The sequence below is a fragment of the Streptomyces aquilus genome (assembly GCF_003955715.1).
In the GTDB taxonomy this organism is placed as follows: Bacteria; Actinomycetota; Actinomycetes; order Streptomycetales; family Streptomycetaceae; genus Streptomyces; species Streptomyces aquilus.
The window spans coordinates 7293519-7319705 of record NZ_CP034463.1; the positions used below are offsets into that span (position 1 = coordinate 7293519).

The window sequence follows — 26187 nt, forward strand, 5'->3', positions numbered from 1 at the left end:
GAGACGTAAAAGATCATGTCCAAGCACACGCTCTCCGTCCTGGTGGAGAACAAGCCCGGCATCCTGGCCCGCATCGCGGCCCTGTTCTCCCGCCGCGGCTTCAACATCGACTCCCTCGCCGTCGGGGTCACCGAGCACGCCGACATCTCCCGCATCACGATCGTGGTGAGCGTCGAGGCGCTGCCGCTGGAGCAGGTCACCAAGCAGCTCAACAAGCTCGTCGAGGTCCTCAAGATCGTCGAGCTGGAGCCGTCGAGCGCCGTTCAGCGTGAACTCGTTCTGGTGAAGGTGCGTGCCGACAACGAGACGCGCTCGCAGATCGTCGAGATCGTCCAGCTGTTCCGCGCCAAGACCGTCGACGTCTCCCCGGAGGCCGTCACCATCGAGGCCACCGGCTCCAGCGACAAGCTGGAGGCCATGCTCAAGATGCTGGAGCCCTTCGGCATCAAGGAGCTCGTCCAGTCCGGCACCATCGCGATCGGCCGCGGCGCGCGGTCGATCACCGACCGGTCGCTGCGCGCGCTCGACCGATCCGCCTGACGCCGGGTACGGGCGGCCGCGCCTGTCGGCCGCCCGTATGGCGAGACCCCGAGACTTCCCCTCACCCCGCCGTCATACGGTGGGACGCAACACCTGCACTCAAGGAGAGAACCCAAAGTGGCCGAGCTGTTCTACGACGCCGACGCCGACCTGTCCATCATCCAGGGCCGCAAGGTCGCGGTCATCGGTTACGGCAGCCAGGGCCACGCCCACGCGCTGTCGCTCCGTGACTCGGGTGTCGACGTCCGCGTGGGTCTGCACGAGGGCTCCAAGTCCAAGGCCAAGGCCGAGGAGCAGGGCCTGCGCGTGGTGACCCCGTCGGAGGCCGCCGCCGAGGCCGACGTCATCATGATCCTCGTCCCGGACCCGATCCAGGCCCAGGTCTACGAGGAGTCCATCGCCCCGAACCTGAAGGACGGCGACGCGCTGTTCTTCGGTCACGGCCTGAACATCCGCTTCGACTTCATCAAGCCCCCGGCCGGCGTCGACGTGTGCATGGTCGCCCCCAAGGGCCCGGGTCACCTCGTGCGTCGCCAGTACGAGGAGGGTCGCGGCGTTCCCTGCATCGTGGCCGTCGAGCAGGACGCGACCGGCAACGGCTTCGCGCTGGCCCTGTCGTACGCCAAGGGCATCGGTGGCACCCGCGCGGGCGTCATCAAGACGACCTTCACCGAGGAGACCGAGACCGACCTCTTCGGTGAGCAGGCCGTCCTCTGCGGTGGTACCGCCGCCCTGGTGAAGGCCGGCTTCGAGACCCTCGTCGAGGCGGGTTACCAGCCGGAGATCGCCTACTTCGAGTGCCTGCACGAGCTGAAGCTGATCGTCGACCTCATGTACGAGGGCGGCCTGGAGAAGATGCGCTGGTCCGTCTCCGAGACCGCCGAGTGGGGCGACTACGTCACCGGCCCGCGGATCATCACCGACGCCACCAAGGCCGAGATGAAGCAGGTCCTCGCCGAGATCCAGGACGGCACCTTCGCGCGTGAGTGGATGGCCGAGTACCACGGTGGTCTGAAGAAGTACAACGAGTACAAGACCGCGGACTCCGAGCACCTCCTGGAGACCACCGGCAAGCAGCTGCGCAAGCTGATGAGCTGGGTGGACGAGGAGGCGTAAGTCCTCGACCGACGGGGCCGGAGCGGCATGCTCCGGCCCCGTTGTCCAACCTGTCCGGCCACGGACGGGTGATCCTTCCGCAGTGGCGTAAATGCCCTGTGGCTACGCCACTACACTGCTGCACTACATACGCGTCAGGCCCACAGCGTCGTGCGTCTTCCACGCGGCTAGCAACCCTCCACCGCCTGCGGCCGTCGGGACGGCCGTCCGCATTGGACATGTGAGGACTCACGTGAGCTCGAAACCTGTCGTACTCATCGCTGAAGAGCTGTCGCCCGCGACCGTCGACGCGCTTGGCCCCGACTTCGAGATCCGGCAGTGCAACGGCGCGGACCGCGCCGAGCTGCTGCCCGCCATCGCCGACGTCGACGCGATCCTGATCCGCTCCGCCACCAAGGTGGACGCCGAGGCGATCGCCGCGGCGAACAAACTGAAGGTCGTCGCGCGAGCCGGCGTCGGCCTGGACAACGTGGACGTCTCCGCCGCCACCAAGGCCGGCGTGATGGTCGTCAACGCCCCGACCTCCAACATCGTGACCGCCGCCGAGCTGGCCTGCGGTCTGCTGCTCGCCACGGCCCGCCACATTCCGCAGGCCAACACCGCCCTGAAGAACGGCGAGTGGAAGCGCAGCAAGTACACGGGCGTCGAGCTCGCCGAGAAGACCCTCGGTGTCGTGGGTCTGGGCCGCATCGGTGCGCTGGTCGCCCAGCGCATGTCCGCCTTCGGCATGAAGGTCGTCGCCTACGACCCCTACGTGCAGCCCGCGCGCGCCGCGCAGATGGGCGTCAAGGTGCTGTCGCTGGACGAGCTGCTCGAGGTCTCCGACTTCATCACCGTCCACCTCCCCAAGACCCCCGAGACCCTCGGTCTCATCGGCGACGAGGCCCTGCACAAGGTCAAGCCGAGCGTCCGGATCGTCAACGCCGCGCGCGGTGGCATCGTCGACGAGGCCGCGCTGTTCTCCGCCCTCAAGGAGGGCCGCGTCGCCGGCGCCGGTCTCGACGTGTACGCGAAGGAGCCCTGCACGGACTCCCCGCTCTTCGACCTCGACCAGGTCGTCTGCACCCCGCACCTCGGTGCCTCCACCGACGAGGCCCAGGAGAAGGCCGGTATCGCGGTGGCGCGATCCGTGCGTCTCGCGCTTGCCGGTGAGCTCGTCCCCGACGCGGTCAACGTCCAGGGCGGCGTCATCGCCGAGGACGTCAAGCCGGGCCTCCCGCTCGCCGAGCGCCTCGGCCGGATCTTCACCGCCCTCGCCGGCGAGGTGGCGGTCCGCCTCGACGTCGAGGTCTACGGCGAGATCACCCAGCACGACGTGAAGGTGCTGGAGCTCTCCGCCCTCAAGGGTGTCTTCGAGGACGTCGTCGACGAGACGGTCTCCTACGTCAACGCCCCGCTGTTCGCCCAGGAGCGCGGCGTCGAGGTGCGGCTGACGACCAGCTCGGAGTCGTCCGACCACCGCAACGTGGTGACCGTGCGCGGCACGCTCGGCAGCGGCGAGGAGGTGTCGGTCTCCGGCACGCTGGCCGGCCCGAAGCACCTTCAGAAGATCGTGGCGGTCGGCGACTACGACGTCGACCTGGCGCTCGCCGACCACATGGTCGTCCTCAAGTACGAGGACCGTCCCGGCGTCGTCGGCACCGTGGGCCGCGTCTTCGGCGAGGCGGGCATCAACATCGCCGGCATGCAGGTGTCGCGTGCGGTCGCCGGTGGCGAGGCGCTGGCCGTCCTGACGGTCGACGACACGGTCCCGGCGAACGTTCTCGCCGAGGTGGCCGAGGAGATCGGCGCCACGTCGGCGCGTGCGGTGAACCTCGTCTGACGTACCAGGCACAAGGCGGGGCGCGCTGAGGACGGATCCTCAGCGCGCCCCGCCTTTTCGTCTCGTCAGGCGGACACCTTCTCCGGCTCCTGCACCGGCTCCGGCGTCTCCACGCCCCGCAGTGTCACCGCCGCCACCACCGCGGCCAGCGTCAGGAACACCGCGCCGCCGATCGCCGCCCCCTGCATCCCGCTGGTGAACGCCTCCCGGGCCACCGTCGCGAGGCCGGGGACCCGGTCGGCCACCGCCAGCGCCCCGCCCAGGGTCTCGCGGGCCACGTCCGGTGCGGAAGCCGGCATCTCGTGGCGGTAGACCGCCGTACCGATGGAGCCGAGCAGCGCCATGCCCAGCGCGCCGCCGAACTCCGAGCCGGTCTCCATCAGCGAGGACGCGGTGCCCGCCCGCTCGGCCGGGGCGGCGCCCATCGCCAGGTCCATGATCTGGGACATCACCACGACGCCGCCCACCGCCAGCACCGCGCACGCGGTCAGCACCAGCCACAGCGAGTCCGTACCGGCGAAGGCCAGCACCACGAACCCGGCCGCGGCGATCACGAAGCCCGCGGTGACGACCCGGGCGCGGGCCACGCCCTTCTGGACCAGGCTCGTCGCCACCGGCGCCGCCGCACCGATCGGCACCGACGGCAGCAGCGCCCACAGCGCCGCCTCCAGGGCGCTCTTGCCGAGCACCGACTGAAGGTACTGCGTGGTGAAGTACGCCGACCCCATGATCCCGAACGCCGAGACGAGGTTCAGCGCGACGGCGGGGGCGAAGCCGCGGTTGCGGAACAGGGCCGGGTCGATCATCGGGGAGGCCGTGGTGCGCTGGCGGTGGACGAACAGGGCCGCGAAGAGCAGGCCGACGGTGATCGAGACGACGTAGCGGACGTTCCAGCCCTCGGAGGGGATCTCCTTCAGGCCGTAGATCACCGGGAGCACGGCCGCCATGGACAGGGGGACGCTCAGCCAGTCGAAGCGGCCGGCCCGCGGGTTGCGGGACTCCGGCAGCAGGAGCGGGCCGAGTACCAGCAGCAGCGCCATCGCGGGCAGGTTGACCAGGAAGACCGAGCCCCACCAGAAGTACTCGACCAGCACCCCGCTCATCACCGAGCCCAGCGCGATGCCGGCCGTCATCACGCCGGACCACAGGCCGATCGCCTTCGCGCGCTGGCCGGGGTCGGTGAACATCGTGCGCAGCAGCGCCATCGTCGACGGCATCAGGGTCGCGCCGCCGATGCCGAGGACCGCGCGGGCCGCGATCAGGGTCTCGGCGCTGTTCGCGTACGCCGCGAGCAGGGAGGCGGCGCCGAAGGCGGTGGCGCCGATCAGCAGGAGCCGGCGGTGGCCGATGCGGTCGCCCAGCGAGCCCATCGTCATCAGCAGACCGGCCAGCACGAACGCGTAGATGTCGAAGATCCACAGCTGCTGGGTGCCGGACGGCTCCAGGTCCGCGCTGATCGACGGGATGGCGAAGTAGAGGACGGAGACGTCCATCGAGACCAGCAGCAGCGGGAGCATCAGCACGCCGAGTGCGGTCCATTCCCGGCGTCCGGCGCGGGAGTTGGTGCTCGTCGAGTTCGTCATGGCAGCGACTATACGCACGTCTTAAACGCTTGTCTATGACGCTTGTATAAGTCGCTTGTCTAGATAGAGTGGGCGCATGGGACACCGTGAGGATCTGCTCGAAGGCGCCAAGCGCTGCCTGCTGGCCAAGGGCTTCGCGCGCACCACCGCGCGCGACATCGTCAAGGAGTCGGGGACCAACCTGGCCTCGATCGGCTACCACTACGGCTCGAAGGACGCGCTGCTCGCACAGGCCTATGTGGCACTGGTCGAGGGGATGGCCGAGGCCTTCGACGGGGTCGCCGGGATCGACGCGGAGCCCGGCTCCCTGGAACGCTTCCAGGAGGTGTGGGCGAACATCATCGAGACCATGCGAGGGCCCGGCTCGCTGTGGCGGCTCAGCGTGGAGATCGTGGCGATGCGGGACCAACTGCCCGAGCTCGCCGAGCACTTGGCGAAGGCGCAGCGGGAGGGGTCGCGCGGGATCGTCCCGCTCTTCATGGGCGGGCGCGAGGAGGACGTCGAGGACGCGACCGTCGACACCGTCGGGGCCTTCTACACGACCCTGATGATGGGCCTCATGGCGCAGTGGACCTTCGACCCGAAGAGCGCGCCCGAGGCGGACCAGCTCACGGAGGGGCTCCGCCAGGTCATCGAGGGCATCACCGGGAAGTGATCCGCCCGTCCCGCATCTCGATCACCCGGTCCGCGAAGTGCCGTACGACCGCCCGGTCGTGGCAGATGAACAGGTACGCCAGGCCCAGCTCGTCCCGGAGGTCGGCCAGGAGATTCAGGATCCCGGCGCGGACCGAGGGGTCCAGTGCCGACACCGGCTCGTCCAGGACCAGCAGGCGGGGGTGGGAGGCCAACGCGCGGGCGATTCCGGCGCGTTGGCACTGGCCGCCGGAGAGTTCGTGCGGGCGCCGGTCGCCGTACGACGGGGCCAGGCCGACGCGGTCGAGGAGTTCGGCGACCTGGCCGGCGGTGGGGCGCAGGCCCTGGAGGCGCAGGGGTTCGGCCACCGCGTCCCGGATGCGGTGGCGCGGGTTCAACGAGCCGTACGGGTCCTGGAAGACGGGCTGCATGCGGGGCCGGAGCGGGCGCAGTTCGGGTTCGGTGAGGCCGGTCAACTCCCGTCCCTCGAAGTGGACTTCGCCGCTGTCCGGGCGGCGCAGTCGCAGCACGGCCAGGGCCGTCGACGACTTGCCGCAGCCGGACGGGCCCTCGATGGCGAGCGTCTCGCCCGCGTCGAGGGAGAAGGAGACGTGGTCGACGGCCGTCACCGCGCCGTAGCGGACGACGAGGTCGCGGACGTCGAGCAGCGGGGTGGTCCTCATGCCTTCTCCCAGTGATGGCAGGCGACCAGGCGGCCGTCCACCCACTCCGGCCGCGGTTCCTCGCGTCCGCACAGCTGTGTGGCGCGCGTGCACCGCGGCGCGAAGGCGCAGCCCGGTGGCAGCGCGTCCGGGGCCGGGGGTGTGCCGGGAAGGGTGGGGAGGCGGCGGCGACCTCGCGCGTGCTGCGGGAGGCAGGCCAGCAGCCCCGCCGTGTAGGGGGCCAGAGGACGCTGCAACACGTCCGCCACCGGCCCGAGTTCGGTCATCCGGCCGGCGTACATGACCAGCGCGCGGTCCGCGTGCCGTCGTACCGCCTCCAGGTCGTGCGTGACCAGCACGAGCGCCGCGCCCACGGCTTCCCGCTGCTCGGTGAGGAGGTGGAGGACCTGGTCCCGGCGTTCCTCGTCGAGGGCGGTGGTGGGTTCGTCGGCCACCAGGACGTCGGGTGCGTTGATCGTGGCCATCGCGACGACCGCGCGCTGCCGCATGCCGCCGGAGAACTCGTGCGGGTACGACCGTGCCCGGCGCGCGGCGTCCGGGATGCCCACCCGGTCGAGCGCCGCCACCGCCCTGGCCCTGGCCTCCGCACGGGAGACGCGGGCCACCGACCGTACGGCGGCGGCCAGTTGGTCGCCGACCGGGTGCACGGGGGAGAGGGCGGACAGGGCGTCCTGGGGGACGAGGGCGATACGGCGGCCGCGGGAGGTCGACAAGTCCGGCCGCACGGTGCCCGTGTGGACGGCGTCGGGCGGCAGCATCCCGAGAAGCGCCCGCGCCGTCAGGGACTTGCCGGCGCCCGACTCGCCGACCAGGGCGAGGACTTCGCCCGCGTGGACGTCGAAGGAGAGTCCCCGGACCACTTCGACGCCGCCGAAGGCGATCCGCAGGTCGCGGACGGAGAGCACGGGTTCAGACGCCGACGGGGTCGACGGGGCCGACGGGGCCGACGGGATCAACGGGGGTCACCTTCCCTCTTTCGCTGGTACGAGGCGCTCGGCGCCCTTGCGCGTACGCCGCCCCCGACACCGCGAGCCCCGCCAGCAGGGCCAGCGCCACCGCGGGGGTGAGGGCGGCCCAGGGGGCGCGTTCGACGTAGGCGCGGGACTCGTCGAGGAGGAGGCCCCACTCCGGGGCGGGCGGCTGGGCGCCCAGGCCCAGGAAGCCGAGGGAGGCCAGGGCGAGGGCGATGCCGGGCAGCCGGAGGAGGGCGTGCCGGGCGACCGGGGCGGCGACGGAGGGCAGGACGTGCCGGGTGAGGATCCACCACGGGGGTGCGCCGATGGCCCGTTGGGCCAGCAGGAACGAGGACGCGCGTACTTCCTGGACCAGCGCCGCCGCGTGGGCGGCCAGCGGCGGCCAGGAGATCAGGGCGACCGCGAGGGCCGCGCCGCCGGTGCCGGGGCCCGCCACCGCGGCGACCAGGATGCCGACGATGACCGGCGGGAGGGCGTTGGCGATGTCGGCCGCGCCGGCGGCGACGCCGGGGAGGAAGCCGAGGGCGAGGGCGACCAGCAGGCTGAGCAGGCAGACGGCGGCGGCCGTGCCGACGGTGGGGGCGGCGCCGTGACCGAGCCGGGCGAGGACGTCCCGGCCGAGGCCGTCGGTGCCGAGCGGGTGGGCCCAGCTGGGCGCGGCGAGCCGGTCGGCGGTGTGGACGGCGTACGGGTCGCGCAGCAGGCCCCAGCCGATGGCCACGGCGAGGACTGTGAACAGGGTCAACGGGATCGCGGGGTGTGTACGGACCGGGCGGGCGGGAGGCAGCGTGAGTGAGGCGTCACGCAGGGCGGGCCCCAGCAGCCGACGCCGTGTGAACGCCGCCAGCGCGCCCATGACCAACCCGAGCGTCAACAGCGCCAGCACCGCCCCCTGGAGCAACGGCAGATCCTGCGACTTGGCCGCGCCGAGCGCCGTACGCCCGATCCCGGGCACCGCGAACACGGTCTCCACGGCGACCGCGCCACCCGTCAGCCCCACGGCGACCATGCCGAACTGCGGGACGAGCGGCGGTAGTACGCGCTTCAGCGCGGCCCCCGCGATCAGCCGCCGGCCCACCCCGGCACCCCGCCACAGTTCCACCCACCGTTCGTCCAGCACCCCCGGCAGCGCGTCCGCGACCAGCCGCCCGAGCAGCCCGCCCGCCGGCACCCCGAGCGCGAGCGCCGGCAGCACCATGGACGGAGGCCCCTGCCATCCCGACGTCGGCAGCCACCCCAGCCACACCCCGCACACCAGCAGCGCGACCGTGGCCAGCAGGAACTCCGGCACGGCCGCGAGCATCGCCGCGCACGCACCCGCCGAGCGCCGCCCCCGCACCAGCACCGGCGCGACCAGCGCACAGGCCAGCACCAGGGCCACCCCGAAGGCCGCCCCCATCAACGCCAGCGACACCTGCAACCCGGCCACCACCGAGGGCAGCACCTCGGTCCCCGACACCCACGAGAGGCCGAGGTCCCCGCGCACCAGCCCGGACGCCCAACTCCCCAGCAGCGACAGGGGACCGGAGTCCAGTCCGAGATCCCGCCGTACGGCGTCCAGCGCCTCCTTCGTCGGCTCCTGCTCGGCGGACCGGGCGCGCAGGACGGTGAGGGCGGGGTCCTTGCCGGAGAGCCAGGGCAGGAGACCCACGGCGGCGACCACCGCGAGGAGGGCGAGGGCGCGGGTCACTCCGGCGGCGGAGGGCACCATCCGCGCCCAGGGCCGCACTTGCCGCGCCTCCACGAGCCCGGGCGCTGCTTTCCGCACGCTCACTTGACGTACGTGTCGGTGGTGACCAGCTCCCGCTCGCGCGGGTCGTGCGCGGCGCCGACGACCCCCGCGGCGTCGCCCTGGATCACCCGTTCGTGGAGCATCGGGATCGCGGCGTCGGTGGCCAGCACGGCGGCCTCGGCGGCGATGACCGCCTTCCGCCGGGCCTCGCCCGCGCCGGTCCCGGCGGCCTTCCGCAGCGCCGCGTCCACCCGGGCGTCGGCGAGCTGGGCGATGTTGAAGGAGCCGTCGGAGGCGAAGTCGCTGTAGAGGTAGGCGGCCGGGTCGCCGGAGTCGAGGACGGTGGCGCGGGAGAGGATGAACGCGTCGAACTTCCCGGCGAGCGCGTCGGTCTCGATGTTCGCGTACTCGCGGATCTCCAGCGTGACCTTGAACCCGGCCTTCTGGAGCTGCTGTTGCAGGGTGGCCGCGACCTCGGGCAGTTCGGCGCGGTCGGTGAAGGTGCCGATGGTGACGGACCGCCCGTCCGCCTTCGAGGCGGCGGTCCGCTTCTCCTTCGACCGCAACTCGGCCGCCCACGGCAGCGCGGGCCCCAGCAGCCCCTCGGCGACATCGGCGCGCCCCTCGTACACGCCCGCCACGATCGACCGGGCATCGATCGCCTCCCGGGCGGCGGCGCGCAGGCCGGCGTCGCGGAAGGGGCCGTCGGAGGTGTTGAGGTAGAGGGTGTTGGTGCGGGGCATCGGCACCTCGGTGACGAGATCCTCGTCCAGCAGCGCGGCCTGCGAGACGGGGACGGCCTCGACGATGTCGGCCTCGCCGCTTCTGAGCGCGGCGGCGCGGGCGGTGCCGTCCGGGACGAACGTCACGTCGATCCCCGGGGACTTGGCCCGCTCGCCCCAGTAGCCGTCGTAGCGGTCGAGGGCGGCGGAGGAGGTGCCGTCGACCTTGGTGAGTTCGAAGGGGCCGGTGCCGGCACCGACGGGGTTCACGGTCTTCCCGCGGTACGCCTTCGCCGCGAGGACCGACAGCTGGGGCGAGCTGAGCCGCTGCGGGACGAGGGGGTCCTCGTCGGCGGTGGTGACGGTGACCGTGTCGGAGTCCTGGGCCTGCACCGTCAGGTCGACGCCGTCGAGGATGCGGGGCTTGGGGGAGGCGGTGGCGGCGGTGGTGAGCGAGCGTACGACCGCCTTCGCGTCGAGCGCGCTGCCGTCGTGGAAGGTGACGCCGTCGCGTATCTCGAAGGTCCACGTGCGGCCGCTCTGCCGCCACTTGGTGGCGAGCGCGGGCTCGGCGTCCCCGTCGGCGTCCAGCTTCACGAGCGTCTCGGCGGTCGACCAGCGGGACAGTTTGAACGCGTCGTCCGACAGCGGGGAGAGCCCCGAGCGCGGCGGCTGCATCATCGCGACGCGCACCCGCTTGCCGTCGCCCCCGGCGGCGGGGCCCGCCCCGGAGAAGCAGCCGGTGAGCAGCGCGGACGTCGCCGTGAGGGCGGTGACGGGGAGCAGGTGGCGAGCGGGCAGGCGCACGGAACCCTCCGGGTAAAGGGGTGGTCAAGAGACGGTGTGCGCCGACCGTAGCATGATGACAATCGTTTTCAATAATCCCTCCCGCCGACCGCTCGTCTAGAGCCGTGCCCCCTTCAACGCCATGTGCAGCAGCAGCCGGTCCTCGCCGTCGTCCAGGTCGAGGCCGGTCAGCTGCTCGACCCGGGAGAGGCGGTAGTACAGGGTCTGCCGGTGGATGCCCAGCGCCGCCGCCGTGCGCCCCGCCTGGCCCGCGCAGTCGAGGTACGTCTCGGCGGTGCGGGCGAGGTCGCGGTGGGCGGGGGAGAGGAGGGGGCGTACGGCGGGGTCGTGGGCCGTGTCCGGCGGGAGTGAGGTGAGCAGGCGGTACGGGCCGATCGTCGACCACTGTGCGACCGGGCCGAGCCGTGGCTCCGCGCGGGCCGCGCGGGCCGCCGCCGCGGCCTCCTGCCAGGACGCGGCCAGGTCGGCGAGGTCGGTGCGGGGCTCGCTCACGCCGGCCGCCCGAGTCGAACCTTCCCCCAGCAGCCGCTGTGCCGCCGTCAGCGCGGGGGTCCGTGCCTCCGGTGAACGGAGTCGGACCAGGAGCGCGAGGCTCTGGGCCGTGGTGCCCCACGGCACCGTGCACAGCGCCGTCGTGTGCGGGACCGTACGGGCCGACGGGGCGTCGTCCGGGTCGGCGGACGGCCACGGGGCGACACACACCACCGCGTGCGGGCCGTCGCCGCGCGGGCCGAGGGCCGTACGCAGCGCCGCCACCGCCATGTCGCCCTGCCAGCCGCGCTCGGCGGTCAGTACCGCCCGCAGCTCCCGGCTGAGATCCGCCCCGTGCTGCGCCTCGTCCGCGAGCAGCGCGCCGATGCGGACGGTCACCTCCATGGCGGCGGTCAGCTGGGCGTCGGTGGGCCCGGGATCGGATTCCAGCAGCCAGACATATCCCAGGACGACACCCCGATGGCGTACGGGGAGACAGATCCGTCCGCGATAGACGCCCGCCTCCGGGGTCGGCGGGATACGGACCGGGCCGGTCGCGCGGGTGATGCCGAAGCCCTCGAACCAGGTCCGGACGGCCGTCGTCGAACGCCGGGTCAGGATCGAGCGGGTGCGCACCGGGTCCAGGGCCGAGGGATCGAGGTCGCCCTCACTGTCGTAGGCCCCGAAGGCGATCAGCTCGAAGTCGCGGTTCTCCAGGGTCGCCGGGACGCCGAGGAGCTCCGAGATCTCGTCGACCAGCTCCTGATAGTCACCTTTGTAATCCGCGGTCACTCCCGCATTCTCCCGCACGATCGCAGCCCCTTCATACATCTGTCTGAGATCTGCGGCACGGATGCGTGACAGCTGTCGATGGTCGACGATCGGAGGGATCCTTAGGTTTCACGGTGGTTCTCCGTGCCGTACCCGCGTTGTCGGACAGCGGCATGTTCCTGCTGGTTTGTGGAGGTGCCCCGTGCTGGGTCCCGTGATTCTTGCCGCGTCGCGCAGCGACCGGATGCGACGCCTGATCTCGGCGGCCCCGGTGACCAAGCAGGTCGTCGACCGCTTCATCCCCGGCGAGACCGTCGACGACGTGGTGCCGATCATCGAGAGCCTCACCGACCGGGGCCTGGAGCTGACGATGGACGTCGTCGGCGAGGACATCACCACCCCCGAGCAGGCCACCGCCGCCCGCGACGCCTACCTCGCGCTGATCGACCGGCTGCGCGACCTCGGCCTCGGCGAGCGGGTTGAGATGTCCGTCAAGCTGTCGATGTTCGGGCAGGCGCTGGACGGCGGACACGAGCTGGCGCTCGCCAACGTCCGCCCGGTCGTCGAGGCCGCCGCCGCCATCGGGACGACCGTGACCCTCGACGCCGAGGACCACACCACCCTCGACTCGATGTTCGCCATCCACGAGGAGCTGCGGAAGGACTTCCCGCAGACCGGCTGCGTCATCCAGGCCTACCTCTTCCGCACCGAGGCCGACGCCCGCCGCCTCGCCGAGGCCGGCAGCCGCGTCCGGCTCGTGAAGGGCGCCTACAAGGAGCCCGCCGAGGTCGCCTACCAGCAGAAGCACGAGATCGACAAGGCGTACGTCCGCATCCTCAAGACTCTGATGGAGGGCGAGGGGTACCCGATGATCGGCTCCCACGACCCGCGCCTCATCTCCATCGCCCAGGAACTCGCCCGCAAGGCCGGCCGCAAGCTCGACGAGTACGAGTTCCAGATGCTGTACGGCATCCGCAGCGACGAGCATCTGCGGCTCGCCGCCGAAGGCCACCGCATGCGCGTCTACACCGCCTACGGCACCGACTGGTACGGCTACTTCATGCGGCGCCTGGCGGAGAAGCCGGCGAACCTCCTCTTCTTCGTCCGCTCGACCCTCACCAAGGGCTGACCCGAACACCCGCTCACGTACAAGGAGTTACGGATCTCATGGACGCTGTGACCCAGGTCCCCACCCCCGTCAACGAGCCGGTGCACGGCTACGCCCCCGGCTCGCCCGAGCGTGCCCGCCTGGAGGCCAAGCTCAAGGAGCTGGCCGACAACCCGATCGACCTGCCGATGACCATCGGCGGCGAGAAGCGGATGGGCGGCGGTGAGCGCTTCGACGTCGTGCAGCCGCACAACCACAAGGCCCGCCTCGGCACCTACGGCAACGCCACCCAGCAGGACGCCCAGGACGCGATCGACGCGGCCCTCGCCGCCGCGCCCGCCTGGCGCGCGATGTCCTTCGACGACCGTGCCGCGATCATCCTGCGCGCGGCCGAGCTGCTGGCCGGCCCGTGGCGCGAGACCCTCGCGGCCTCCACCATGCTCGGCCAGTCCAAGACCGCCCAGCAGGCCGAGATCGACACCCCCTGTGAGCTCGTCGACTTCTGGCGCTTCAACGTCAAGTACGCCCGTGACCTGCTCGCCGAGCAGCCCCCGGCGAACTCCCCGGGCGTCTGGAACCGTCTCGACCACCGCCCGCTCGAAGGCTTCGTCTACGCGATCACGCCGTTCAACTTCACGGCCATCGCGGGCAACCTGCCCACCGCGCCCGCGCTGATGGGCAACGTGGTCGTGTGGAAGCCGTCCCCGACCCAGACCCACGCCGCCGTGCTGCTGATGCAGCTCCTGGAGGAGGCCGGGCTGCCCAAGGGCGTCATCAACCTCGTCACCGGCGACGGCATCGAGGTCTCCAAGGTCGCCCTGGTCCACCGCGACCTCGCCGGCATCCACTTCACCGGCTCCACCAAGACCTTCCAGTACCTGTGGAAGACGGTCGGCAACAACATCGAGAAGTACCGCTCCTACCCGCGTCTGGTCGGCGAGACCGGCGGCAAGGACTTCGTCGTCGCCCACCCGAGCGCCGACAAGGCGATCCTCAAGACCGCCCTGACCCGCGGTGCCTTCGAGTACCAGGGCCAGAAGTGCAGCGCCACCTCCCGCGCCTACATCCCGGCGTCCATCTGGAACTCCGGTTTCAAGGAGGAGTTCGCGGCCGAGGTCGACTACCTGACCATGGGTGACGTCACCGACCTGTCGAACTTCATCGGCGCGGTCATCGACGAGCGCGCGTTCGCCAAGAACAAGGCGGCCATCGACCGCGCCAAGTCGGACCCGACCTGCACGATCGTCGCGGGCGGTTCGTACGACGACTCGGTCGGCTACTTCGTCCGCCCGACGGTCGTCGAGTGCTCCGACCCGGAGAACGAGGTCTTCACGACCGAGTACTTCGGCCCGTTCCTAGCGGTGTACGTCTACGAGGACGACCGGTACGACGAGATGCTGACCCAGATGGAGTCGGCGTCCGACTACGCCCTGACCGGCTCGGTGATCTCGTCCGACCGTGCGGCGGCGGCGTACACGATGGAGAAGCTCCGCTACGCGGCCGGCAACTTCTACATCAACGACAAGTCCACCGGCGCTGTCGTCGGCCAGCAGCCCTTCGGCGGCGGCCGCGCCTCCGGCACCAACGACAAGGCGGGCGCCCCGCAGAACCTGATGCGCTGGACCCTGACCCGCGCCATCAAGGAGACGCTGGTCCCGCCGACCGACTACACGTACCCGCACATGGGCTGACGTCACGTCACATGAGCTGAGGGGCCGGGCTGTTGTCCGGCCCCTTCGGTCATCCCGTGGGCAACAGGTGCCGGTCCAGGAAGCCCCGCATGAGGTCCGCGATCTGAGCGGCGTGGGTCTCCAGGGCGAAATGGCCCGTGGGGAGCAGATGGATCTCGGCCTTGGGGAGATCGCGTTGGAAGGCCAGCGCCCCGGCCGGGACGAAGATCTCGTCGTGGGCGCCCCAGGTGGCGAGGAGCGGGACCTGGCTGGTGCGGAAGTACTCGTGGAAGGCCGGGTACAGGGCGAAGTTGGAGCCGTAGTCGGAGATCAGGTCGAGCTGGATCTCCGCCTGGCCGGGGCGCGCCATCAGTGCCGCGTCGTGCTCGTACGCCTCCGGCGCGACGAGCGCCCGGTACTCCTCCGGTACGCCGTGCAGGTACTGCCACTTGATGCCCTCCGGTGAGCTGATCTCGCGCACCGGCGCCTCCGTCTCCGGCGTCCGCTCCGCGATCAGCGCGAGCACCGGCGCCCAGGCCTCCTTCCCCAGCCCCTCCTCGTAGGCGTTGCCGTTCTGGGTGACGATCGCCGTGACGCGCTCGGGGTGGGCGAGGGCGAGCCGCAGGCCGATCGGGGCGCCGTAGTCCTGGATGTAGAGGGCGTACCGCTCGATGCCGAGCTGCTCGGTGAACTCGCCAGTGATGGAGGCGAGTTCGGCGAAGGTGTAGGGGAAGTCGGCGGCGTCCGGGGCCGCCGAGCGGCCGAAGCCGATGTGGTCGGGGGCGATGAGGCGGTAGCTGTCGGCGAGGCGGGGGATCAGCTCGCGGAACATGTGCGAGCTGGTGGGGAAGCCGTGGAGCAGGAGGAGGACCGGGGCGTCGGCGGGACCGGCCTCGCGGTAGTGGATGTCGAGGCCGCGGACGGTGGTGGTGCGGTGAGCGGTGACCATGACGTCTAACCTCTTAATTGTATTTTGATGGTTAGGTCAGTCCATCATGGGTCACCGCACCGGTCAAGACGCTTTGAATGGTTAGGTCGCCCGCACCAGGATCTTCCCCGTGTTCCCGCCCCGCAGCATCAGCAGGAACGCCTCCACGATCCGTTCGAAGCCGTCGACCACCGTCTCGTCGAGGGCGAGGGTGCCGCGCTGGAGGTGCGGGACGGCGAACTCCTCCAACTCCCGCTGGACATCCCGGTAGTTGCTCACCAGGAAGCCCTCGATGCGCAGGCTCTTCTCGACCACGTCCGCGTGGTTGAAGTGGGCCTGGCTGGTGCCCGGGGTGTTGTACTGGCCGACCGTGCCGACCCGGACCACCCGGCCGCGTTCCCGGAGCGCGCCGATCGCCGCGGCCAGGTGGTCGCCGCCCACGTTGTCCACGAAGACGTCGATACCGTCCGGGGCCGCCTTCGCCAACAGGTCCCGCACCGGACCCTCGTGGTAGTCGAAGGCCGCGTCGTAGCCGACCTGGTCCGTCAGATGGCGGACCTTGGCCGGTGAGCCCGCGCTGCCGATCAGCCGGCCCGCGCCCAGGAGGCGGGCGAAGCGGCCCGTCGCCGTGCCGACGCCGCCGGCCGCCGCGGAGACGAAGACGTCGTCGCCCGCGCGGAGCCCGGCGATCCTGGTCAGCCCCACGTACGCCGTCAGGCCCGTGCCGCCGAGCACGCCCAAGTGCGCCGACAGCGGGACGCCTTGGTACTCGGGGACGCGTCTGGCTTCCGCCGGGCCGACCACGGCGTGCGTGCGCCAGCCCCGGCGGTGGAAGACGATCGCGCCCTCCGGCAGCTCGGGCGCGCGGGAGGCGATCACGCGGCCGAGCGTGCGGCCCTCCAGCGGGGCGTTCAACTCGAAGTCGCCGTCCATCATTTCGCGGTGGTAGGGGTCGACCGACCAGTAGAGGTTCTCGACCAGCGCCGTACCCGGGGAGGGGTCGGGCACCGGTGACTCCGCGAAGCGGAAGTGGTCCGGGGTCGGGAAGCCCATCGGGCGGGCGGTCTGCTGGACGGTGAGCGCGGTCTCGGTCATGAGCGAGGACCGTACGGAGGAATGCCCCGGCCGGGCAGAGGGTTGGGCTCATGCAACGGGCGGATCCATGAGCCGCCCTCATAGCCGCAGGTGGGGAGCCCGGAAGTGAGCACCAGCGATCTCGCGTCGACCAGCGATCGCACGCCGGCCGTCGATCTGGCGCCGCAGGAGCTGCGCGTCCTCGTCGCCGTCGCCGAGGAGGGTGCCTTCTCGGCCGCGGCCGTCCGGCTCGGCACCACCCAGTCCGCCGTCTCCCACGCCGTGCGCGGCATCGAACGCAAGCTGGGCGTCGTCCTGTTCGAGCGGGGGCGGTTCGGGGCCCGGCCGACCCCGGCGGGGGCGCGGGCGGTCTCGCACGGACGGCGGGTGCTGCGGATGCTCGACGTGCTGGTCGCCGAGACCCGCAGCGGCTCGCCCGGCGAGGTCGCCGGCCCGCTCCGCATCGCCGCCTTCCGCAGCGCCGCCCTGCATCTGCTCCCGCCCGTGCTCGAACGCCTCACCGCCCGGCACCCGGCGTTGCGGCCGACCGTCACCGTCGTCCGGGAGGTCGGGCCGGGGACCGCCGGTGCGGTGGCGGAGGGGCGGGCCGACCTCGGCATCGCCACCTTCGGCACCAGTACCCCGATCCCGCCGGAACTCGTGGGGGACGTACTCCTGGAGGAGCCGTACTCCCTGGTGCACCCGGCCGGTCACCCCGACCCGCGCTCACTGCCCCTGGTCGACTGGCTGGAGAACTGCTCCTCCTACACCCGCACCTGGTGGGCCGCCCAGGACTGGATTCCCACCGCGACCGTCCGCGCCGAGGATGACGGAGCGGTGCTCTCGATGGTGAGCAGCGGTCTCGGAATGGCGATCATGCCCGCGCTCTCCCTCACCGGAGCACCGCTCTCGACACAGGTCACCGATCTCGGACCCGACCGGCCCACCCGCGAGGTCGGTTACGTCACCACCCCCGAACTCGCGGCCACGGCGGCCGTCCGCGCCCTCGTCCGCGAGCTGCGGGCCCATGCCAAGCCCGCCGCCGGTTCAGTAAAACCCCAGCTCAGGGTCGTGTGACCCAATCCACCGTCTCAGATAGTAGGAAGTCCGAGTAATTGTGGAGACAGACACGGCCTCCTCCCTTAGCTTTGTAGGAGCCGAACGTCTCGCTCGATCAAGCGAATGGCGGTCGTGAGCCGGGCCCGTGCAGGCAACCCCTGCGGCCCACCGCTCCCCGCCCCTTCCGGCGTCTCGCAACCCCCGTTGCCTTCCATGAATTCGAAGGAGTCGATTTCTCATGGCCGAGACGACCGCCCGCCGTCGAGTCCGTCACACCTCCCGCACGAGCGAGTCCGACCGCAAGAACGCCGCGGCCGCCCTCCAGCGCGCCCTCGACCGCCGTGACAACGGCGGCTCGACGGGCCACTGAGGCCCGCCGCACAGAGATCCGGGAGCCGCACCCGCCGGGGTGCGGCGCGGGCTCACGCTCCGCGCCGCACCTCGAAATGGTCGATCCGCTCCCCGTTCTGCGCGAGCGCCGAGACCCTGAGCCGCGGCGCGCTGCCGCTCTCCGCCTCCACCTTGAGCAGCGAGAACCCCCGGTAGCGCACCCGCGACCACTCCACCGTCTCCGCCTTCGTGGCCCGTGACCTCGTCCACTGGAAGGTGTCGACGGAGTCGACGTCGCGCACATGGCCCTCGTAGCTCTCCTTCGCGCCCGCCGGGAAGCCGTACAGGTCCTTGCCGCCCCCGCCCGCGGTGACGTACACGATCCCGTCCCGCGTCGGATCGGTCGACGCGCCGATCGGCACCCGACGGCCCACCTCGCCGCCCTTGATCGCGTCGGTCCGCTCGTAGACGTGGTTGTGCCCGTTGATCACCAGGTCCACCTGGTGCTTCGCGAACAGCGGCAGCCACTCCTCGCGCACCCCGCCGTCCGAGGCGTGCGCCGAGGTGGAGTACGCGCAGTGGTGGAAGAAGACGACGACGAAGTCCACCGCCTTGCGCAGCTCCCCGAGCCGGTCGTCCAGCCACGCCGTCTGCTTCCCGCCCGTGTGGCCGAGGTTGGCGGGGATCTCGTACGACACGTCGTTGGCGTCCAGCGCCACGAAGCCGACGTTGCCGTACACGAAGGAGTACACCCCCGGTGCCGTGCGGGCGTCGAAGCCGCTGTCCGGGAGGGACCAGCGGGCGAGCTGGCCGCCGTAGCCCTCGGGGGAGTACCAGGCCTCCATGTCGTGGTTCCCGGTCGTCACCATCCACGGCACCGACCGCGCGATCTGCTCGTTCTGCTTCAGGAACAGGTCCCAGTACGCCGGGTCGTAGCCGTCCGCCTTCTCGCCGCGTCCGTTGACGTCGGCGTAGCAGATGTCGCCCGCGTGGAGATGGAAGGCCGGGTTCTGCTTCAGCAGGATGTCGTCGTTGGCGGCGGCGGCCTTGCTCACGCCCTGGTCGCCGAAGGCCGTGAACACGAACCTCTCCGGGCGGGTGGGCGCGGTGCGGAAGGACGCGATCGTCGAGCGGTGTTCGGGGGCGGCCGGGTCGAGACCGTCGTGGCCGACGCCGTAGTAGTACGTCGTGCCGGGGAGCAGGTCGTCCAGGGCCGCGTGCACGTAGTACTGGTCGAGGGTGGGGCGGACGCCGGTGACGCCGGGGGTGTGGAGGTCGCGGACCTCCGCCTCGATCTTCCGGCCGAGGTCGTCGGGGCGGGCGCCGACCCGGACGTACGGCTTGCGGACGGCCGCCGGGACCTGCCACGAGATCCGCATCTGCGTCCTCGGGTCGGCGCCGAAGGCGAGATGGCGGCCGAAGGGGACGACGGCCGAGCCGGGCGCCTTGCCGGTCGCGGACGCGGAGGCTGCCGTCGTACGGGGTGATGAACCGTTTCCGTCCGTGGAGCAACCGGTCAGCAGGCCGCCGGCCACCGCGCCCGCCGTCACCAGCGTGCGCCGCCGGGTCAGCTTGGTGCGCAGGTACTCGTGCTGTTCCGCCATGCTCATCCGGCGGGCGAGCTGCGGCGGGATGCCTACGTCGGGAAGGTCCATGCCGGTGAAGTTCCCAGCGCAGGCCAACGAGCGCCATACGTACGGGTGAACGCCGGTCGAAGGGCTGACGCCCAGCAGAGCCCGGGGTGGTCCTGGGTGTCCGTATCGCGGACATGTCGTGTCATCCCATGGGACGCGGGAGTAGGGTGCCGTACATGTCTCGCAGCATCAATCTCGCAGTGATTCCCGGTGACGGCATCGGCCAGGAGGTCGTGGCCGAAGGTCTGAAGGTCCTCTCCGCCGTCCTTCCGCAGGATGTGAAGCTGGAGACGAAGGAGTACGACTTCGGCGCCCGGCGCTACCACGCCACCGGTGAGACCCTCACCGACGCGGACGCGGAGGCGCTCAAGCAGCACGACGCGATCCTCCTCGGCGCCATCGGCGACCCGTCGGTCCCGTCCGGCGTCCTGGAGCGCGGCTTCCTGCTGAAGCTCCGCTTCCTCTTCGACCACCACGTCAACCTGCGCCCGTCGAAGCTTCTGCCGGGCGTCGAGACGCCCCTCAAGGGCGAGCCGGCGATCGACTTCGTCGTCGTCCGCGAGGGCACCGAGGGCCCGTACACCGGCAACGGCGGCACCATCCGCAAGGGCACCCCGCACGAGGTCGCCACCGAGGTCTCCGTGAACACGGCCTTCGGTGTCGAGCGCGTGGTCCGCGACGCCTTCGCCCGTGCCCAGGCCCGTCCGCGCAAGAAGCTCACGCTGGTCCACAAGAACAACGTGCTGTCCTTCGCGGGCCACCTGTGGACGAACATCTTCAACCAGGTGGCCGAGGAGTTCCCCGAGGTCACCACCGACTACATCCACGTCGACGCGGCCACCATCTACCTGGTCACCGACCCGGCCCGGTTCGACGTGATCGTCACCGACAACCTCTTCGGCGACATCATCACCGACCTCGCCGCGGCCGTCTCCGGCGGCATCGGCGTCGCGGCGAGCGGCAACATCAACCCCTCCCGCGAGTTCCCGTCGATGTTCGAGCCGGTCCACGGCTCCGCGCCCGACATCGCCGGCCAGGGCAAGGCCGACCCCACCGCCACGGTCCTGTCCGTCGCGCTGCTCCTGCGCCACCTCGGCTACGAGACCGAGGCCGCCCGCATCGAGGACGCCGTCTCGGCCGACCTCGGCGAGCGCGCCGGCAAGCCCGCCCGCTCCACCTCGGAGATCGGCGACGCGCTGGCCGTACGAGTAGCCGGCTGACCCGCGGCTGCCCAGCAACACCTCGAAGCCGCCGGGTCGCATCCGCACCCGGCGGCTTCCGTATGTCCCCCGCCGGGTGACACCATCAACCCCTGGGTCGCATTCACGCCGTTTTCTTCCACGGACCACCGCGCGCGATAATCGAACGCGGAGCCGCGGAATGAGGGAATGCTCGGACGTCCTAGCACTGGTCACTGACAGTAAAAGGGCGTGAGCGGCGGCCCGTGTCACTACACAACCGGTGAAGGACAACCACTCATGACGACGCCCACGATCGAGCTCAAGCCCTCGGCCTCGCCACTTTCCGACGCGGAACGCGCCGCGATCCTGGCCAACCCCGGGTTCGGCCGCCACTTCACCGACCACATGGTCGTCATCAAGTGGACCGAGGGCCGCGGCTGGCACGACGGCCAGCTCGTGCCGTACGCGCCGCTCTCCCTCGACCCGGCGACGATGGTCCTGCACTACGCGCAGGAGATCTTCGAGGGCCTGAAGGCCTACCGCCAGCCCGACGGCACCGTGGCGACCTTCCGCCCGGAGAAGAACGCCCAGCGCTTCCAGGCCTCCGCCCGCCGGCTCGGCATGCCGGAGCTGCCGGTCGAGACGTTCATCGAGGCGTGCGACGCGCTGGTGAAGCAGGACGAGGCGTGGGTCCCGGCGCACGGCGGCGAGGAGTCCCTCTACCTCCGCCCGTTCATGATCGCCACCGAGGTCGGCCTGGGCGTGAAGCCCGCCAACGAGTACCTGTTCCTGGTCATCGCCTCCCCGGCCGGCGCGTACTTCCCCGGCGGCGTCAAGCCGGTGTCGATCTGGGTCTCCGAGGACCACGTCCGCGCCGTCCCCGGCGGCATGGGCGACGCCAAGACCGGCGGCAACTACGCCGCCTCCCTGCTCGCCCAGGCCGAGGCCGCCGAGCAGGGCTGCGCCCAGGTCTGCTACCTCGACGCGGTCGAGCGCAAGTGGGTCGAGGAACTCGGCGGCATGAACCTGTACTTCGTGTACGGCAACAAGATCGTCACGCCGACCCTCACCGGCTCCATCCTGGAGGGCGTCACCCGCGACTCGCTCCTCCAGGTCGCCCGTGACCTCGGCTACGAGGCCGAGGAGGGCCGCGTCTCCGTCGACCAGTGGCAGACCGACTCCGCCAACGGCACCCTGACCGAGGTCTTCGCCTGTGGCACCGCGGCCGTGATCACCCCGGTCGGCACGGTCAAGCGCACCGGCGCCGAGTGGACCCAGGGCGCGGGCGAGCCCGGCGAGGTGACGGTGAAGCTCCGCCAGGCCCTGCTGGACATCCAGCGCGGCACGGCGGAGGACCAGCACGGCTGGATGCACAAGCTGGGCTAGACCTCGTGCTTGGCCAGGGCCGCCGCGGAGGTCACCTCCGCGGCGGCCCTGCCGCTGTTCCGCCGAGGTGAGAGCAGGACGTAGGCGACCCCGCCCACCACCCCCGACAGCAGGAAGCTGCAATCCACCCCGCCCGTCAGCGACAGCAGCGGGCCCTCGTACGACGGCAGCGAGACCGCCATCAGGCCGACCGCCGCGCCCAGCGCCCACGACACCGTGGCCGGGATGTTCCAGCCGCCCCGGAACCAGTAGATCCCGCCGCGCGCACGGCGGTTGAAGACCTGGAGGGCGTCCGCGTCGTACACGCCTCGGCCGCGGACGAAGCCGACGAGGGTGATGACCGCCCACGGGGTGCCGATCGCCGTCAGGAGGAGGACGAAGGACGTCATCGCGTCCTGGGCGGACGAGGCGTAGTGGCCGACGAAGACGCAGGCCGTCGCCACCACCGCGACGGTGTACGTGGCGCGGGCGCGGGAGGCGCGCGGCAGGATCGCGTCCAGGTCGAGGCCCATGGAGTACAGCATCAGCCCCGCGTTGCCCACCGAGCCCGCGGAGGCGGCCAGGAGGAGAGGGACCAGGTACCAGGACGGGGAGGCGTCGACCAGGGGCCCGGCGTAGTCCAGCGCCGCGCGGGCCGCGTACGCCGTGAACGTGCCGAAGAGCTGCGGCACCAGCAGGCCGAGCAGCAGTCCGAGCCAGGTCGCGTGCAGGACGCGGCGGTCGGAGTGGCGGGCCGGGGAGATGTAGCGGGTGTAGTCGCCGAGGAGGGTGATGAAGGCGATCGGGCCGGACAGGCCCGCGGCCACGGCCGCCAGGAGCCAGGTGGGCCAGTAGCCGCCCAGCAGATAGCCGCCCGCCGCGGGCAGCGCGTCCGTGGTGAAGTCGGGGGCGTAGGCCACGATCCCGAGGGCCAGCAGGGCCGTCATGCCGATCGCCAGCACCCGCGACATGGTGAGCAGCACCCGGTAGCCGTACACCGCGCCCGCCACGGTCGCCGCCGCGAGCAGTCCGTAGATCACGCCGTACGACCATCCGCTCGCCGGCAGCCCGACCAGCCGGCCCAGCGCGCCCACCATCACATCGCCGCCGATCCACACGGTCAGCGCGGTGTAGCCGAGGGCGAGGAGCAGGCCCACCACCGAGCCGACCAGTCGGCCGCGGACGCCGAACTGGGCGCCGGAGGAGGTGGAGAGGTTGGTGGCGGTGCGCAGCGAGATCAGGGCGAGCGGGGCCGTCAGCAGGGTGCCGACCACCGTGCCGGCCACGATCGAGCTCACCGAACCCCACCAGTCGAGACCGAAGGACGGCGGCAGCCAGCCGAAGACGATCACGCCCAGGCAGAGGTTCGAGCCGAGCAGGATCGAGAGGAGGTCGCGAGGCCCGCTGGTGCGTTCCTCGTCGGGGATGGTGTCGACCCCGCGCTGTTCCATCGGCATGCTGCGTCTCCCTCGGGTTTGAGTGCCGTTCAATGTGAGCGTGGTCCTGGTCTCACGTCAACCCTTGGTTTGCTAGGAACCTCGGTTTAGAGTGTTGCTCTAAAGCGAAGGGAACGACATGCGGCTCACCCCCACCGAACGCGACCGCCTGCTGCTCTTCGGCGCCGCCGAGCTGGCCCGCGCCCGCAGGGCCCGCGGCCTCCGGCTCAACGTGCCGGAGGCCACCGCGCTCATCGCGGACACCGTGTGCGAGGCAGCCCGGGACGGCGCCCGGCTCGCCGAGGCCATCGAGCGCGCCCGCGCCGTCCTCGGCCCGGACGACGTGCTGCCCGGCGTCGCGGACGTCGTCACCGAGGTGCATGTCGAGGCCGTCTTCGACGACGGCTCGCGGCTCGCGGTGGTCTCCGACCCCATCGGGGGTGGCGGGCTCGCGGAGCAGGCGCCGGGCGCGCTGCTGCCGGGGCCCGCGCACCCCGAGCCGGAGGCGGTCGTACGGCTGACGGTCACCAACACGGCCGGCGTCCCCGTCTCGGTCACCTCCCACTTCCACTTCTTCGAAGCCAACCCGCGCCTCGACTTCGCCCGCGCCGCCGCCTACGGCATGCGGCTCGCCGTGCCCGCCGGGTCGTCGGTGCGGTTCGGGCCGGGGGAGTCGCTGGAGGTCGGGCTCGTGCCGATCGGCGGGGCGCGCGTGGCCATCGGCTTCGCCGGGCTCGTGGACGGGGAGCTGGACGCGCCGGGGGTCCGGGAAGAGGCGCTGCGGAGGGCTGCCGCCTGCGGCTACCTGGGGGCAAGCACTGAGGAGGTCGTCGTATGAGCCGCCCCGGAGGACACCCCGCCGAGGCCCGGCGCCTCACCCCCCACGAGTACGCCGCCACCCACGGCCCCCGCGCCGGCGACCGCGTCCGCCTCGGTGACTCCGGGCTGACGATCCGGGTCGAGGCCGACTCCCAGCGGTACGGCGACGAGTTCCTCGCCGGCTTCGGCAAGACCGCCCGCGACGGACTGCACCTCAAGGCCGCGGCCGTCCGCGAGACCTGTGACGTGGTGATCAGCAACGTCGTCGTGATCGACGCGGTGCTGGGGATCCGCAAGGTGTCCATCGGCATCCGCGAGGGGCGGATCTGCGCCATCGGGCGGGCCGGGAACCCCGACACCCTCGACGGCGTGGACGTCGTGGTCGGCACCGGTACGTCCATCGTGTCCGGCGAGGGGCTCATCGCCACCGCCGGGGCCGTCGACACCCACGTCCACCTGCTGTCGCCGCGGATCATGGAGGCCTCGCTGGCGTCCGGGGTGACCACGGTCATCGGGCAGGAGTTCGGCCCGGTGTGGGGCGTCGGCGTCAACTCGCCCTGGGCGCTGCGGCACGCGTTCAACGCCTTCGACGCCTGGCCGGTCAACATCGGTTTCCTGGGCCGGGGTTCGTCGTCCCACGAGGCGCCCCTGGTCGAGGCGCTGGCCGAGGGCGGGGCGAGCGGCTTCAAGGTGCACGAGGACATGGGCGCCCATACCCGGGCGTTGGACACGGCACTGCGCGTCGCCGAGGAGTATGACGTCCAAGTCGCCCTGCACAGTGACGGGTTGAACGAATGCCTGTCGGTGGAGGACACCCTGCGGGTGCTGGAGGGCCGCACCATCCACGCCTTCCACATCGAGGGCTGCGGCGGCGGACACGTCCCGAACGTGCTGAAGATGGCCGGCGTGCCGAACGTCATCGGCTCCTCCACCAACCCCACCCTGCCCTTCGGCCGGGACGCGGTCGCCGAGCACTACGGCATGATCGTCTCCGTCCACGACCTCAAGACCGACCTGCCCGGCGACGCCGCCATGGCCCGCGACCGCATCCGCGCCGGGACCATGGGCGCCGAGGACGTGCTGCACGACCTGGGCGCGATCGGCATCACCTCCTCCGACGCGCAGGGCATGGGGCGCGCCGGCGAGACGGTCCGCCGCACCTTCGCGATGGCCGGGAAGATGAAGGCCGAGTTCGGCGCCGGGAACGACGACCACGACAACGAGCGCGTCCTGCGCTACATGGCCAAGCTGACCATCAACCCGGCCATCGCCCACGGGCTCGCGCACGAGGTCGGGTCGATCGAGGTCGGCAAGCTGGCCGACATCGTGCTGTGGCGCCCGGAGTACTTCGGGGCCAAGCCGCAGCTGGTGCTGAAGTCCGGGTTCCCGGCGTACGGGGTCGTCGGCGACCCCAACGCGGCGACGGACACCTGCGAACCACTCGTCCTGGGCCCGCAGTTCGGGTCGTACGGCGCCACCCCCGCCGACCTCTCGGTGGCCTTCGTCGCGCAGGCCGCCGTCGACCAGGGCAACGACTCGATGCCGACCCGGCGCCGCAGGGTCGCCGTCCGCGGCACCCGCGGCATCGGACCGGCCGACCTGCGCCTCAACTCCCGTACCGGAGCGGTCGACGTCGACCAGCGCACGGGACTGGTGACGTTGGACGGCGAGCCATTGCACTCGGAACCGGCCGATTCGGTCGCCCTCAACCGCCTCTACTTCCTCTAGG

The 26187-nt window shown here is 71.5% G+C and carries 22 protein-coding genes; 12 read left to right on the forward strand and 10 right to left on the reverse strand.

From position 1 onward, the window contains the following. Window positions 1-15 precede the first annotated feature (15 nt). The 3 genes from ilvN to serA all read left to right on the forward strand — a co-directional run bounded on the left by ilvN (window position 16) and on the right by serA (window position 3478). Window positions 16-540 (forward strand): acetolactate synthase small subunit, encoded by a 525-nt coding sequence (ilvN, locus tag EJC51_RS33725; RefSeq protein WP_059198117.1) that lies wholly within the window; start codon window positions 16-18, stop codon window positions 538-540. A gap of 117 nt (window positions 541-657) precedes the next feature. Next, window positions 658-1656: a ketol-acid reductoisomerase gene (ilvC, locus tag EJC51_RS33730; protein ID WP_126274515.1), complete on the forward strand. Its 999-nt coding sequence runs from the start codon at window positions 658-660 to the stop codon at window positions 1654-1656. A 232-nt stretch (window positions 1657-1888) separates the two neighbouring features. Further along, a complete protein-coding gene (serA, locus tag EJC51_RS33735) occupies window positions 1889-3478 on the forward strand; it encodes a phosphoglycerate dehydrogenase (protein ID WP_126274516.1) in 1590 nt (529 codons plus the stop codon). A 65-nt stretch (window positions 3479-3543) separates the two neighbouring features. On the opposite strand, the gene EJC51_RS33740 is transcribed toward serA, so the two are convergent. Further along, window positions 3544-5061 carry an MFS transporter gene (locus tag EJC51_RS33740; protein ID WP_126274517.1) on the reverse strand — a complete coding sequence of 506 codons (1518 nt, stop codon included), beginning with the start codon at window positions 5059-5061 and terminating at the stop codon, window positions 3544-3546. Between the two features lie 76 nt (window positions 5062-5137). Between EJC51_RS33740 and EJC51_RS33745 the strand changes: the two genes are divergently transcribed. Next, window positions 5138-5716: a TetR/AcrR family transcriptional regulator gene (locus EJC51_RS33745; RefSeq protein ID WP_126274518.1), complete on the forward strand. Its 579-nt coding sequence runs from the start codon at window positions 5138-5140 to the stop codon at window positions 5714-5716. Here the strand turns inward: EJC51_RS33745 and EJC51_RS33750 are convergent. The 5 genes from EJC51_RS33750 to EJC51_RS33770 form a co-directional block, all read right to left on the reverse strand. Continuing rightward, window positions 5703-6377 (reverse strand): ATP-binding cassette domain-containing protein, encoded by a 675-nt coding sequence (locus tag EJC51_RS33750; RefSeq protein ID WP_126274519.1) that lies wholly within the window; start codon window positions 6375-6377, stop codon window positions 5703-5705. The two genes, EJC51_RS33745 and EJC51_RS33750, sit on opposite strands and share 14 nt — an antisense overlap. After that, on the reverse strand, window positions 6374-7282 hold the full coding sequence (locus EJC51_RS33755; RefSeq protein WP_244362966.1) for an ABC transporter ATP-binding protein: 909 nt from the start codon (window positions 7280-7282) through the stop codon (window positions 6374-6376). The genes EJC51_RS33750 and EJC51_RS33755 overlap by 4 nt, the downstream gene beginning before the upstream one ends. A gap of 4 nt (window positions 7283-7286) precedes the next feature. Beyond that, window positions 7287-9062: an ABC transporter permease subunit gene (locus EJC51_RS33760; RefSeq protein ID WP_126277244.1), complete on the reverse strand. Its 1776-nt coding sequence runs from the start codon at window positions 9060-9062 to the stop codon at window positions 7287-7289. Window positions 9063-9121: 59 nt separating this feature from the next. Further along, window positions 9122-10612: an ABC transporter substrate-binding protein gene (locus EJC51_RS33765; protein ID WP_126274520.1), complete on the reverse strand. Its 1491-nt coding sequence runs from the start codon at window positions 10610-10612 to the stop codon at window positions 9122-9124. Window positions 10613-10708: 96 nt separating this feature from the next. Then, complete coding sequence (locus EJC51_RS33770) at window positions 10709-11914, reverse strand: PucR family transcriptional regulator (protein ID WP_126274521.1); 1206 nt, start codon at window positions 11912-11914, stop codon at window positions 10709-10711. A gap of 142 nt (window positions 11915-12056) precedes the next feature. Between EJC51_RS33770 and EJC51_RS33775 the strand changes: the two genes are divergently transcribed. Together EJC51_RS33775 and pruA are read left to right on the forward strand one after the other, a co-directional pair. Then, window positions 12057-12983 carry a proline dehydrogenase family protein gene (locus tag EJC51_RS33775; protein WP_126274522.1) on the forward strand — a complete coding sequence of 309 codons (927 nt, stop codon included), beginning with the start codon at window positions 12057-12059 and terminating at the stop codon, window positions 12981-12983. A 38-nt stretch (window positions 12984-13021) separates the two neighbouring features. Continuing rightward, window positions 13022-14653 (forward strand): L-glutamate gamma-semialdehyde dehydrogenase, encoded by a 1632-nt coding sequence (gene pruA, locus EJC51_RS33780; protein WP_126274523.1) that lies wholly within the window; start codon window positions 13022-13024, stop codon window positions 14651-14653. A gap of 49 nt (window positions 14654-14702) precedes the next feature. Here pruA and EJC51_RS33785 read toward each other — a convergent pair whose 3' ends face one another. Continuing rightward, window positions 14703-15581 carry an alpha/beta fold hydrolase gene (locus tag EJC51_RS33785; RefSeq protein ID WP_126274524.1) on the reverse strand — a complete coding sequence of 293 codons (879 nt, stop codon included), beginning with the start codon at window positions 15579-15581 and terminating at the stop codon, window positions 14703-14705. Window positions 15582-15662: 81 nt separating this feature from the next. Beyond that, on the reverse strand, window positions 15663-16655 hold the full coding sequence (locus EJC51_RS33790) for an NADP-dependent oxidoreductase (protein ID WP_126274525.1): 993 nt from the start codon (window positions 16653-16655) through the stop codon (window positions 15663-15665). A gap of 105 nt (window positions 16656-16760) precedes the next feature. On the opposite strand from EJC51_RS33790, the gene EJC51_RS33795 reads away from it, so the two are divergent. Beyond that, window positions 16761-17711: a LysR family transcriptional regulator gene (locus EJC51_RS33795; RefSeq protein WP_126274526.1), complete on the forward strand. Its 951-nt coding sequence runs from the start codon at window positions 16761-16763 to the stop codon at window positions 17709-17711. Window positions 17712-17931: 220 nt separating this feature from the next. Then, the gene (locus EJC51_RS49245) at window positions 17932-18063 is read left to right on the forward strand and encodes a hypothetical protein (RefSeq protein WP_020121043.1); all 132 of its coding nucleotides are present in this window, start codon (window positions 17932-17934) and stop codon (window positions 18061-18063) included. A gap of 52 nt (window positions 18064-18115) precedes the next feature. Here EJC51_RS49245 and EJC51_RS33805 read toward each other — a convergent pair whose 3' ends face one another. Further along, window positions 18116-19678 (reverse strand): purple acid phosphatase family protein, encoded by a 1563-nt coding sequence (locus EJC51_RS33805; RefSeq protein WP_126274527.1) that lies wholly within the window; start codon window positions 19676-19678, stop codon window positions 18116-18118. A gap of 155 nt (window positions 19679-19833) precedes the next feature. Between EJC51_RS33805 and EJC51_RS33810 the strand changes: the two genes are divergently transcribed. Together EJC51_RS33810 and EJC51_RS33815 are read left to right on the forward strand one after the other, a co-directional pair. Next, window positions 19834-20877, forward strand: coding sequence for a 3-isopropylmalate dehydrogenase (locus EJC51_RS33810; protein WP_126274528.1), 1044 nt, complete (start codon window positions 19834-19836; stop codon window positions 20875-20877). A 258-nt stretch (window positions 20878-21135) separates the two neighbouring features. After that, complete coding sequence (locus tag EJC51_RS33815; protein ID WP_126274529.1) at window positions 21136-22224, forward strand: branched-chain amino acid aminotransferase; 1089 nt, start codon at window positions 21136-21138, stop codon at window positions 22222-22224. Here EJC51_RS33815 and EJC51_RS33820 read toward each other — a convergent pair. After that, window positions 22221-23660, reverse strand: coding sequence for a cytosine permease (locus tag EJC51_RS33820; protein ID WP_126274530.1), 1440 nt, complete (start codon window positions 23658-23660; stop codon window positions 22221-22223). The two genes, EJC51_RS33815 and EJC51_RS33820, sit on opposite strands and share 4 nt — an antisense overlap. 118 nt (window positions 23661-23778) lie before the next feature. Here EJC51_RS33820 and ureA point away from each other — a divergent pair, with 118 nt between their 5' ends. Both ureA and EJC51_RS33830 read left to right on the forward strand, forming a co-directional pair. Further along, window positions 23779-24477, forward strand: coding sequence for an urease subunit gamma (gene ureA, locus EJC51_RS33825; protein WP_126274531.1), 699 nt, complete (start codon window positions 23779-23781; stop codon window positions 24475-24477). After that, window positions 24474-26186, forward strand: a complete 1713-nt coding sequence (locus tag EJC51_RS33830; protein ID WP_126274532.1) for an urease subunit alpha — start codon at window positions 24474-24476, stop codon at window positions 26184-26186. The genes ureA and EJC51_RS33830 overlap by 4 nt, the downstream gene beginning before the upstream one ends. Window position 26187 lies beyond the last annotated feature (1 nt).